General features: G+C 72.5%; 3 protein-coding genes. All 3 read right to left on the bottom strand.

Translation table 11 applies throughout. The features are described from left to right. Entirely contained in the window at nt 1-4,425 is a 4,425-nt protein-coding gene (locus KIH27_RS16755; protein WP_214094101.1) for a type I polyketide synthase, read from the bottom strand. A gap of 13 nt (nt 4,426-4,438) precedes the next feature. Further along, nucleotides 4,439-9,907 (bottom strand): type I polyketide synthase, encoded by a 5,469-nt coding sequence (locus KIH27_RS16750; protein WP_214094100.1) that lies wholly within the window; start codon nt 9,905-9,907, stop codon nt 4,439-4,441. Beyond that, nucleotides 9,907-12,989 (bottom strand): type I polyketide synthase (locus tag KIH27_RS16745; protein WP_214094099.1); only part of this gene is annotated, 3,083 nt, incomplete at its 5' end. The genes KIH27_RS16745 and KIH27_RS16750, both read right to left, overlap by 1 nt.

Genomic DNA, 12,989 nt, shown 5'->3' with positions numbered 1-12,989 from the left:
CTATGCGCTGTCCGAGGACAGGTCCACCAGCACCAGTTCCTCTTCGTCGTCTTCTGCCGCATCCGCCAGATCGGCTTCGGCGACCGCGGCCCGGACCAGTTCAAGCACCGTCGGGCCGAACCCGGTCGCGATCGCCTGCACCGTGCTCTCGGACAGCCGGCGGGTGTCGTACCACCAATCCAGGTGCAGCACACCGCCGGTCCGATAGGCCCGAAGCTCCAGTGCGTGGCCCAGGCCGGGCACGGCCTCGCGCACCGGCAGCGCGGTATCAGGGTCGAACTGCACCGGGGCGTCCTCGCCGACAAGAGCGGCGACGTCGGGAATCGTTCCGGCGTAGGTGAAGTGGACGTCGGCGGGGCGAACCGCGCCGAGCAGCCGAGCGGTCGGTGCGTACAGGTAGCGCAGCAGCCCGTACCCGATCCCGTAGTGCGGGACGGCGCCGAGCTTGTCGTGAACCTCGTCCAGCGCGGCCCGGGCGCCGTCGTCACCGCCGGCCGAGCAGGTCAGCGTCACCGGGTACACCGTGCTGAACCAGCCGACGGTGCGGCGCAGGTCGACGTCCGGTTTGAGCACCGAGCGGCCGGTGCCCTCCACGTCGACGGCGACGGTGCCCTCGCCGACGACAGCGCCCACCGCGCGGCCCAGTGCGGCCAGCAGGATCTCGTTGACCGGCAGCCGTAGCCGGCGCCGGGCGTCGTCGATCTCGCTGGTGTCCAGCGCGGTCAGCGACGACTCCACCTTCGCCAGATCGGCGGCCGCCGGCGGTTCGGCGACCTCCGAGCCGACCCGCAGCGTCGGCGCCGACGTGGCCTGCAGCCAGAACTCCCGGCTGGCCAGCACCGCCGGATGGGTGGCCAGACCGGCACAGCGCTGCGACCATTCGGCCCAGCCGACACTCACCGGCTGCAACTCGATGTCGTTACCCGCCAGCCGCTGACCGAACGCGGTGAAGATGTCGGTGAGCAGGATGTCGCGGGACGCCTCGTCGCCGACCATTGCGTGCAGGCTCAACGCCAGGTAGCTCGGCGCACCCGGGTGGCTGGCGACGTACGTCGCGCTCAGCGGCGGGCTGGCCAGGTCCTGGTCGCGGATCTGCTCGCCGAGGATGGTCAGCACGGCGTCGTGCTCACGGGTGACGCCCTCGGGCAGCGTCCAGGTGGCGAGTTCGGTGAACTCGGCCGGCTCGGCGATGCGCTGCTCCCAGGTGCCGGCGTGCTCGCTCAGCCGCAGCCGCAGCGCGTCGTGGTGGTTGACCACCGCGGTCAGCACCGCCCGGACGTCGTCGGCGGAGACGTCGGAGCGCAGCCGCAGGATCAGCGGGATGCGCCACCGGCCGTGCTCACGCACCCCGTGGTCGAGGAAGTACGCGATGTTCGGCGGCACCGGCGGGCTGGTCACCTCGCCGGGGACCTGACGGGCCAGGCCGCCGGCGGCGTACCGGGCGGTCAGCGCCCGGGCCAGCCCGGAGACGGTCGGGTTGTCGTAGAGGTCCTGCGGGGTGAGGTCCAGCCCCTCGTGGGAGGCGGCCATCGCGACGCTGATCGCCACCAGCGAGTCGCCGCCCACGTCGAAGAAGTTCGCGTTGCGGTCGACCGAGCCGACACCCAGGCAGATCCCCCAGATGCGGCGCAACGTCGCCTCCAGCGTCTCACCGCCGCCCGCCTGGCCTGCGGATCCGGAGCCGCCACCCGATGCGCTCGCCGCGCCGTTGCTGACCCCGCCGCCGGTCCAGGTCGCCCCGGCGTTGTGCTCCAGCCAGTGCCGCTGCCGCTCGAAGCCGTACCCCGGCAGGAGGATGCGTTTAGGCTGGTAGCCGCCGCGCAACGGCGAGAAGTCCACCTCGACGCCGGCGGCCCAGAGCTGACCGAGCGCCAGCAGGAAGGTGTCGCGGTCGTTGCGGTTCTGCGCGTGGTGGCGCATCAGCCGGACCGCCCGGTGCCCAGCACCCCACTTGGGGTGGCGGGCGGCCGAGGCGGTCAACGTGGCGCCCGGGCCGACCTCCACCAGGACGCGGTTCGGGTCGTCGAGCAGGGTGCTGATCTCATCGGCGAACCGGACCGTCGCCCGCACGCTGCGTGCCCACGTCGCCGGGTTCGTCGCCTCGCTCGGCGCCATCCAAGTGCCGGTGAGGTTGGACAGCAACGGGATCTGCGGCTCCCGCAGCGTCTGCCGCGACAGGAACGCGGTGAACTCCGAGGTCATCGACTCCATAAGCCGGGAGTGGAAGGCGTGCGAGGTGCGAACCCGCCGCGCCGTGATCCCGGCCTGCTTGAGGCGCCCGGTGAAGTCCCGGATCGCCTCGTCGGATCCGGCCACCACACAACTGTCCGGGTCATTGACCGCGGCCAGGTCAACGTCCCCGCCCAGGTACTGCTGCACGGCGTCGGGGCTCAGCGGCACCGCGACCATCACGCCGCGCGGGGCGGCGTGCATCAGCCGAGCCCGCATCGCCACCACCTTGATCGCGGTGTCCAGGTCGAACACCCCGGCGATGGTGGCCGCGGCGTACTCGCCGATGCTGTGCCCGACCAGCGCGGCCGGGCGCACCCCGTAGCTCTCGATCAGCTTCGCCAGCGAGTACTCGACCGTGAACAGCGCCGGCTGCGTCCGGTCGGTGCGCTCCAGGTCGCGGGCGGCGCCGTCGAAGATCTCCGCTTTCAGGTCGAACCCGAGCTCGGCGTTGAAACCGGCCACGCAGGCGTCGAAGTGCTCGGCGAACACCGGTTCGGTGTCGTAGAGACCGCGGGCCATCCCGATGTGCTGAGCGCCCTGGCCGGGGAACAGGAAGACCACCCGGTCGGTGGAGTCGACGCCGGTGACCCCGTCACCGATGAAGACGTTGTCGTGCTCGGCGGCGGTCAGCACCGCCGCGGCGTCGGCGCGGTCGGCGACCACCGCGGCCAGTCGCAGTGGCTCCGGGTGCCGGCCCGCCAGGGTGTGCGCGACGTCCGCCAGGTTCGGCGCGTCGTCGGCGTCACCCCGGGTGAGTTCGGCGGCCAGTTCCGAACGCGCCTGTGCCAATGCGGCTTCCGTGCGCGCCGACAGCAGCAGCACCTCCGGGCCGGGCCGCGGCGCGGCGGTGGACACGGCCTCGGGCCACTCCTCGACAATGACGTGGGCGTTGGTGCCGCCCACCCCGAATGCGCTGACCCCGGCGCGCCGGATGCCGTCGGACTCCCACGGCCCGTACTCGCTGCGAATCCGGAACGGCCCGGACTCCAGGTGCAGTTCCGGGTTAGGGCTGGTGTAGTGCAGGGTGGCCGGGATCGCCCGGTGCTTGAGGCACAGGATGGTCTTGATCAGGCTGGCGATACCGGAGGCGGACTCCAGGTGGCCGATATTGGATTTCACCGAGCCCACGAAACAAGGGGCGGCACGGGGCTTTTCGGAGAGCTCGAACGCCTGGCGCAGCCCGTCGATCTCGATCGGGTCGCCCAGCGGGGTACCGGTGCCGTGCGTCTCGATGTAGCTGATAGTGGAGGCGTCGATCTCGGCGATCGCGTGCGCCTCGGCGATGACGTCGGCCTGGCCGGCCGCGGTGGGCGCGGCATAGGTCATCTTGGTGGCGCCGTCGTTGTTCAGCGCCGACGCACGGATCACCGCGTGGATGCGGTCGCCGGCCTCGACCGCGGCCTCGAGCGACTTGAGCACCACGACACCGGCGCCGCTGCCGAAGATGGTGCCGTCGGCGCGCACGTCGAACGGGCGGCAGTGTCCGGTCGGCGAGACCATCGAACCCGGCTCGGCCCAGTACCCGACGTCGTGCGGGACCCGCAGCGACGAGCCGCCGGCCAGTGCCATGTCGCATTCGCCGTTGAGGATGCTCTGGCAGGCCAGGTGCACCGCCACCAGCGCCGACGAGCAGGCGGTCTGCACCGACAACGCCGGGCCGCGCAGGTTCAACTGGTAGGCCACCCGGGTGGCCAGGTAGTCCTTGTCGTTCTGCATCGACAGGTTGACCATGTCGAACGAGATGCCCTGCCCCAGAATCCGGTTCGGGTCGTAGTGCGACATCAGGTTGTGCAGCAGGTAGCCACTGGTGGTGCTGGTGCCGTAGACGCCGACCGCGCCGTCGATGTCACCAGGGTGATAGCCGGCGTCCTCCAGGGCGTGCCACGCGGTCTGCAGGAACAGCCGCTGCTGCGGGTCCAGCGTCCGGGCGGCCTGCGCGGTGATGCCGAAGAACTCCGCGTCGAACTCGTCGATGCCCTCGACCAGGGCGGCGCGTCGCACGTAGGTGTGGTTGGCCAGCGTCTTGTCCGGTACCCCGGCGGCGCGCAGGTCGTCGTCGCTGAGCGTGACGATGGACTCCCGGCCGTGGCGCAGGTTGTCCCAGAACGCCGACAACGTGCGGGCGCCCGGAAAACGCCCGGCCATGCCGACGACCGCGATCGCGTTGGGCGGCAATTCGTTGCTGGTGGTCACAGTTTCGGCTCTCCTACTTTCGCCGTGCCGCGGCCCGTTGCCGGGCGGCGGCACGCTGCTGGGCGCGGCTGCGGACGTCACCAGTGCCGCCGCCGTCGGTGCCGCTCTCCTGCTGCGCCAGTCCCAGCTGGCGGATCAGGTCGGCGGCCAGGTCGGTCAGGGAGGCGCCCTGCAGCAGCAGGGCGACCGGCGGCTCCGCGCCGAAGTCACCGCGGACGGTGTTGCGGATGCGGACCGCCATCAGCGAGTCCATCCCGAGTTCGGTCAGCGGGCGGGCGGTGTCCAGCACGCTGTCCTTCGGGTAGCCCATGATCGCCATGACGCGTGAACCCAGCCGGGCGGTGACGACCCGGAGGGCCTCGGCGGCATCGAGCGCGCGCAGCGCGTCCGGGCCGGCCCAGTCGTCGTCCTCGGCGTTGAGGTCGAGTTCCTCGGCGAGCGTCGCGAAGTAGCCGAGCTGCTGCAGTTCCGGGAAGGCCGCGGCCACCCGGTCCAGCCGCAGCCGTGCCACGCCGACCCGGTCCAGGTCGCCGGTGAGGATCGCCGCCAGCGCCTCCATGCCCTCGTCGGGGCTGATCGGGTCCAGTGCGCTGAACTTCAGCTCCTGCGCCACCCCGACCCCGGACCACTGGCCCCAGTTGATCGTGATCGCCGGCAGACCCGCGGCCCGCCGGTACGCCACCAGGCCGTCCAGCCAGGCGCTGGCGGCGGCGTAGGCGGCCTGCCCGGGCGCGCCGAGCAGCGACGACGTCGAGGAGAAGCCGACCCACCAGTCCAGGTCTTTGCCCGCGGTGGCCACGTGCAGCCGCAGCGCACCGGCCGCCTTCGGGGCCCACACCCGCGCCAGCGTCTCCGGGTCGATGCCGACCACGATCTGGTCGTCGATGACCGCGGCGCCGTGGATGATGCCGCGCAGAACACAGCCGGTCTCCTCGGCGGCGGTCACCAGGCTCTCGGCCACCCCCGGCGACGCCAGGTCACCGGAGACCACCGCGATCTGGGCGCGTTCACCCAGCTCGGCCAGGATCGCGCGCTGCTCGTCGGACGGCTGCGAGCGGCTGTTCAGCACGATCCGCGCCGCGCCCTGGTCGATCAGCCAGCGGGCCGTCACCAGGCCGATGCCACCGAGGCCGCCGGTGAGCACGTACGCGCCGTCGGAGCGGACGGCGGGGACACCGGTGTCGCGCAGCGTGGCCCGCTCCAGGCGTTCCACCCGGCGGTGCTGACCGCGCCAGGCGACGACGTCGTCGGTGCTGTCCAGGCCCAGTTCGGTGACCAGCGCCGCCGCGGGTTCGGCCGCGTCGTCGAGGTCGATCAGTCGGGTGTGCAGGTCCGGGTGCTCGTAGGCCAGCACCCGCACCAGGCCCTTGAGGCCGCAGATCGACGGGTCGCCGTGTTCAAGCGGCGGTCCCAGTTTCGGCTCTCCTCCGTCGTGCCTCGCTGAACCGCCGGCTTCAGTGTCAGCGACAGTGAGCCCGTTGCGGCTCACCAGCCACAGCCGCGGCGGGGTGCCGTGCCAGCCGCTGACGATCGTGCGGACCGTCGCGGCGACCGACCAGGCCAGGTCGCGGCCGCGCTCCGGTGCCGCGCCGGCGTCGGTGCCGTCGAATTCACTGCGGGCGGCGAACACCAGCACCCCGGCCGGCGGCAGCTGCGGGTCGGCGGCGGCGTCGGTGAACGCCGTGCGCACCGCGGACTCACTGCGCAGATCCGCGGTGACGACGCGGCGGGTGTCGGAGGCAAAGCGCGACACGAAATCGGTTGCGACGGCTTCGCTTTCGGTGCCGTCAGTCAGCAGCAGCCAGCTGCCGTCGACCGGCGCCGCAGGCTGGGCCGGCACCGGCGCGTCGATCCAGGCGGTGTCGAAGATCTTCTGCGTGAGCGGCAGCGGCACCGTCCGGCGTTGCACGCGCTGCAGGTAGATGCCGCCGAGTTCGGCGGTCGTCGCCCCGGTGTCGTCGGTCAGCACGACTCGGCCGAGGATGCCGCCGTCGTCGTGGCTGAGCAGTTCGGCGTAGCCGCGGGCCCGCCGGCCGACTTCGCCGAAGACCCGGATGGTCTCGACGGCCACCGGCAGATAGGTGGCCTCCCCCGAACCGGTCAGCGACTCCTCGGGCAGCGCCGCGGCCAGGCACTGCAGCGCGGCGTCGAGCATTACCGGGTGGATCCGGTAGCCGCGGTGCGCGGTCGCCTCGTCCGGCAGCACGATCTCGGTCTCCGACGCGCCACCGGGCTTGCGCACGATCCGGGTCAGCGCTGCGAACGCCGGTCCGTGCTGCAGCCCGGTGCCGCGTAGCGCCGCGTACAGGTCCGCCGGCGACAGCGTGGTGCCGGAGCCTGCGGCGGCGGGCCGCTCGCCCGGCACTCCGGCCGGTGCGGCGCCCACCCGGGCGACGGCGTGCCGGATCCAGGATCCGCCGGCCGCCCGCGAGTGCACCTCCACCCGCAGCCAGCCGGTGTCGGCACCGGCCGCATCGGTTTCGGTGAGCAGCTGGGTGGTCACCTCGGTGCGCTCGTCAAGCCGCAGCATCTGCTCGACCTCGACCCGGTCGACGGCCACCGCATCAGCCGGCAGGCTCAGCGCCTCGCCGGCCGCGGCCAGCGCCATCTCGGCGAATCCGGTTGCGGGCATGACGATCTGGCCGTGCACCTTGTGGTGCGCCAGCCACGGCACGATGTCGGTGCCGACGTCGGCCCGCCAGACGTGGCCGTGACCGGACGGCAGCTCCACATGCACGCCCAGCAGCGGGTGCGCGTCGGCGGTGTGCCGGTTCATGGCGGTCGGGGCGGCCCAGTACCGGACGTGCTGCCACGGGCGCGGCGGCAGGTCGGCGCGGCGGGCGTCCGACTGCGCCGGCGCCGCGGACGGCGGTGCGACGGTCGCCAGGTTGGTGTGGAAGACCAGTTCCTCGTCTTGCTCGCGCAGCAGCGTTCCGGTCACCAGCTGAACGCCGCGCGCCGACTCCAGCGTGCCGTTGATCGCGTGGCTGAGCAGCGGGTGCGGGCTGACCTCGATGAACGTGGCGTGACCGGCCGCCGCGGCGGTGACGGCCTGGCTGAACCGGACCGGGTTGCGCAGGTTGTCCACCCAGTAGGCGGCGTCGAATGCCGGGGTGCCGGTTCCACTCTGGCCGACGGTGCTGATCAGCGGGATCTTCGGTGTCATCGGGCTCAGGTCGGCCAGCGCGGCGCGCAGGTCGGCCAGGATCGGGTCGACGGTCGGGTGGTGCGACGCGACGTCCACCTCGACCCGGCGGGCCAGCTTGCCCTGGGCGTCCACGACCGCGACGACCTTGTCGACCTGCTCCGGCGGACCGGCGATGACGGTCTGCTCCGGTGCGGCGTACACCGCCACGGTGAGGTCGGGGTAGTCGGCGAGCAGCTTCTCGGCGGCCTCGGGAGCCAGTTCCAGCAGCGCCATCGCACCCTGGCCGGAGAGCCGGGCCATCAGCTTGGATCGGGTGGCGATCACCTTCAGGCCGTCGGCCGGGCTCAGTGCGCCGGCGACCACGGCGGCGGCGACCTCCCCCATCGAATGCCCGATGACGGCGTCCGGCTCCACCCCGTGTGCGCGCCAGAGCGCGGTCAGCGTCAGCTGCATGCCGGTCAGCACCGGCTGGATGCGGTCGATGCCGACCACCGGCTCACCGGATTCCAGCACGCCGCGCAGCGAGAAGCCGACCTGCGCCACGAAATCCGGCTCCAGTTCGTCGACGGCGGTGGCGAACGCCGGTTCGTCGGCCAGCAGCCGCCGGCCCATGCCCGCCCACTGCGAACCCTGACCGGAGTACAGGAAAACCCGACCGGATCCGCGCAGCGCCTCCCGCGGGCCGACCACGCCGGGCGCCGGGTAGCCGCCGGCGAGCGCCCGCAGCCCGGCCAGTGCCTGCTCGGTGTCGCGTGCGCTGACGGTGGCGAACTTCGCGTACCGGCTGCGGTGGTGGTTGAGGGTGTCGGCGACCTCGGTCAGCGGCACCTGCGCGCCGTCGCCGGCCAGCCAGTCGGCCAGGCTCAGCGCCCAGTCCGCCACCCGCTGGTCGGTCTTACCGGAGACGACCAGGGTGGTCACCGGGGTCGCGGATTCGCCGGCCGGCGCCGCGGCCGGGGCGTCGGGGCCCTGCTCGAGCACCACGTGGGCGTTGGTGCCGCCCAAGCCGAACGAGGACACCGCGGCCCGGCGCGGGCCCTCGGCCGCCGGCCACGAGGTCATCTCGGTGGGGACGAACAGCCGGGTCGGTGCCGGGTCGATCGACGGGTTCCACTTGGAGAAGTGCAGGTTCGGCGGGATCTGCCCGTGCTGCACCGCCAGGGTCGCCTTGATGAAGCCGGCGATGCCGGCGGCGGCCTCGAGGTGGCCGATGTTGGACTTCACCGCGCCCAGTGCGCAGCGGTCGGTGCCCTTGCCGTACACGTCGGCGAGCGCCTCGAATTCGATCGGGTCGCCTAAAGCGGTTCCGGTGCCGTGGGTTTCGATGAGGTTCACCGAACCCGGCGGGACGTTCGCGTTGCGCAGCGCCTGCCGGATCACCTCGCTCTGGGCGATGGTGTTCGGCGCGGTCAGGCCGTTGGACCGGCCGTCCTGGTTGATCGCCGAACCGCGGACCACGGCTAGCACCCGGTCACCGTCCCGGACGGCGTCGGTGAGCCGCTTGAGCACCACGATGCCGGCGCCCTCACCGCGGACGAATCCGTCGGCGCCGGCGTCGAAGCTGTGGCACCGGCCGCGCGGGGACAGCATGCCCCACTTGGCCATCGCGATCTGGGTCTCCGGGCGCAGGATCAGGCTGACCCCGCCGGCCAGCGCCAGGTCGCTCTCCCGCATCCGCAGACTCTGGCAGGCCTGGTGGATGGTGACCAGCGACGACGAACACGCCGAGTCCATCGCGACGGCCGGCCCGCGCAGGCCCAGCAGGTAGGCGATCCGGCCGACCGCGACGGCGTGCGCGGTTCCGGTGGCGGTGTAGCCGTCGATGGCGTCCGGGTTGGAGCCGGAAATGCCCTGGTACTCGGTGTAGTAGATGCCCATCATCACCGCGGCGCGGACACCGGCCAGCTTCTCCGGCGACATTCCGGCGTGCTCGAGCGCCTCCCAGGCCACCTCCAGCAGCAGCCGCTGCTGCGGGTCCATCGCCTCGGCTTCACGCGGCGAGATCCCGAAGAAGTCGGCGTCGAAGCCGGCGACGTCATTGGTGAGGAAGCCGCCCCATTTCGAGGCCATCTTTCCGGGCACCAGGGTGTCCGGGTCGTAGTACTCGTCGGCGTCCCAGCGATCCGCAGGCACCTCGACGATCGCATCGGTGCCGTCGGCGAGCATGCCCCAGTAGGCGTCGGGTCCGGTCGCGCCACCGGGCAGCCGGCAGCCGACGCCGACCACGGCGATCGGTTCGGCGGCCGCGGTCTGTGCGGCCTTCTCGAACTTGCCGTTGAGCTCGTCGCGTTTCTCGGCCGGCAGCGCCGCCATCCGGTCGAAGATCGTCGTCATCAGAAAACACCGTTCTCACTGCCGGCCGAAGCCGACTCCACGCTGCCGAACAGCTCGTCCAGCACCCCGCCCGCGGAATCGAACGCCAGGTCACCGTCGTCGGGACCCTGCTCGTCCTGCGGCGGCTGCTGCACTGCCAACAGCCCCACCAGATGTTTTGCCAGTGCCCCGACGCTGGGATGGTTCCACAGCATCGACGCCGACAAGTCCACCCCCACCAACTGCTGCGTCTCTTTCAGAACCGTCATCGCGACCATCGAGTCGAGCCCCATTTCGGGGAACGGCCGATCCACGTCGACCGCTGCCGCCGATGTCCGAAGTTCGCGGGCAAGGATAGCTTGCAGCCGCACCGTCAGCTCACCGAGTCGGCGCTCGGCGGGGATCTGCGACCAGTCCGGAATCCCGGCATCCGGCGACTCCGCCGGGTCCGCGGCGCCCGCACCGTCGCCGGCGGTCGCGGCGGCCGCGTCGGCTTCGCCCACCAGTTCGGCGAAGTAACCGAGGTCACGGAACTCCGGTGCGGTGGCGACGGCCCGGTCGATCCGCAGCCGGCCCACCCCGACCCGGGCTGCACCGGTGCCGAGCAACGTGTCCAGCGCCTCCACGCCCTCGTCGGGGCTGATCGGATCCAGCACGCTCAGCGTCATCGAACGGCCCAGGCCGACGTCGGACCACTGGCCCCAGTCGATCGCGGTCGCCGGCAGCCCGCTGGCGTGCCGGAACGCCACCAGGGCGTCCAGCCAGGCGTTGGAGGTGGCGTAGCCGAGCTGACCGGGCAGGCCCAGCAGCGCGGCCATCGAGGAGAAGCCCAGCCACCAGTCGAGCTCGCTGTTCAAGGTCGCGTTGTGCAACCGCAGCGCGCCGGTGGCCTTGGCCGACCACACACCGGCCAGGCTGTCCCGGGTCACCGCGGTCACCAGGCCGTCGCCGAGCACCCCGGCGGCGTGCACGACGCCGCGCAGGCCGCGTCCGGTCTCCTCGGCGGCCGTCACCAGACGGTCTGCCACGCCGGGTGCGCTGATGTCCCCGGCGACGAAGACCACCTCGGTGGCCGCCCCCAGCCCCGCGAGGACTGCGCGCTGCTCGGCGGACGGCTCGCTGCGGCCGTTGAGGACGATGCGCCCGGCGCCGCGACCGGCCAGCCAGCGGGCGACGACGATGCCCAGCCCGCCGAGTCCACCGGTGATCACGTAGGAGCCGTCGGCACGGACCCGGGTCTGCGCCGAGGCGTCCAGTTGCGCGCGGGTGAGCCGTTCGGCGTAGCGCTGCCCGGCCCGCCAGGCGACGGTGTCGTCGCGCACCGGCGCGACCAGCTCGGCCAGCAGCCGATCGACATCGTCGGTGCCGTCCAGGTCGACCAGGGTGGCGCCCAGGTCCGGCTCGTCGGCCAGCACCCGGGCCAGTTCGCCGGGGAACCGCCAGGTCCGGATCAGGCCCTTGAGCGCGCCGATCGCCGGGTCACCCGGCTGGTCGCCGAACGCCAGCCCGTTGCGGGTGACCAGCCACAGCCGCGGCCGGGTTGCTCCGGGCCAGGTTTCGATGGCGGTGCGGGCGGCGGTCGACGCCGTCCAGATCAGCTCCCGCGCCCGCTCCAGTCCGGCGTCGCCGGCACCGTCGAAGGCGCTGCCGAGGAACACGACGATGCCGGCGGGCGGCTGCGCCGGTTCGGCACCGGCTGCGGTGATCGCGTCGCGCAGCGCTGGTTCGTCGGCGAACGGTCCCGGCACGACGCGGCGGCCCGCGGCCCCGAGCCGGGCGGCGAATTCGCCGGCCAGTGTCGCGCTGCCGGTGTCGGCCGGCTCGGTCAGCACCAGCCAGCTGCCGACCGGGGCCGACTCCGCAGCGGCGGCCGGGCTGTCCGCCGGCGTCCACTCGGTGGCGAACACCTTCTGGTCCAGCGGCAACCGCAGCGTGCTCGGGTCGATCGGCTGCAGCCGGATGCCGGTGAGCTCGGCGACCAGCCGCCCGTCGAGATCGGTGAGCACGATCCGGCCCGTGTAGGCGCCGTCGTCTCCGCGGCCGGACAGCTCGGTGTGGCAGCGCAGCCGGTCGCCGGCCGGCCCGAACACCCGGACCGTGGCCGCCGACACCGGCAGGTAGCCGACATGATCGCCGTCGTCGTCGATGCCCGCGGCCAGTTGGCGCAGTGCCGCGTCGAGCAGCAGCGGGTGCAGGCTGTAGTGCGGGTGGTCGCCGGCGTCGGCCGGCAGGGTGAGGTCACTGCCGCCGGCCGGGGCGGTCGCCGTGTCTGCGGCCGATGTGGCCCGCACCTGGCCGACCGCGTACCGCGCCCAGGCGTCGTTTCCGGTCCGGGCGTGGATCTCGACCCGGTTCGTGTCGGGGGTGCCGGTGAACTGCGTGGTCACCTGCACCTGCCGGTCCAGCAGTAGCGGCTGTTCGATCGTGAGGTCGGTCAGTTCGACCGGTGCGCCGTGTGCGTGCCGGCCGGCGGCCAGCGCCATCTCGATCAGGGCGGCTGCGGGCAGCACCGCCTGCCCCTGGATCGGGTTCGCGGCCAGCCACGGCGCGGCCGCGGTGTCGAGTTCGGTCTGCCAGACGTGGTCGCCGCCGGTCAGCAACTCCACGTGCACGCCGAGCAGCGGATGGGTGTCCGCCGCAGCGCGGGTGGTCGCCGGGCCCGCCAGCCAGTGCAGTGTGTGCAGCCACGGGGTGGCCGGCAGGTCGGTGCGCTGCCCGGCGCCGGTGCCGGCGGCACCGAGCGCGGCGAGCCGGGTGTGCAGGTCGAGCGTTTCGTCGTCGCCGCGGCGCAGCGTCGAGGTCACCGTGGCGGGTTCGGCCGGTTGCGCTGCCGCGAGCGTCTCGTCGATGACGTGGGTGAGCAGCGGGTGGGGGCTGATTTCGATGAACGTGTCGTAGTCGTTCGCGGCCGCGGTGACGGCCTGCGCCACCCGCGCCGGCCGACGCACATTGGCCACCCAATACTGCGCATCCAGCACCGGAGTCGTCTCGAACACCGTGGAGATGAACGGAATCGCCGGCGACTGCGGCGTAATGCCAGCCAACGCCGCCCGCAGTTCATCAAGGATCGGATCCATATACGCCGTGTGCGAGGCGACCTCCA

This window comes from Mycolicibacter acidiphilus (assembly GCF_018455725.1).
GTDB classification, from domain to species: Bacteria; Actinomycetota; Actinomycetes; order Mycobacteriales; family Mycobacteriaceae; genus Mycobacterium; species Mycobacterium acidiphilum.
This window is presented reverse-complemented; position numbering and strand designations above follow the sequence as displayed.

Coding starts and splice junctions, on each gene's coding strand:
- KIH27_RS16750 (WP_214094100.1), bottom strand. CDS start 9,907: ATGACGACGATCTTCGACCGGATGGCGGCGCTGCCGGCCGAGAAACGC.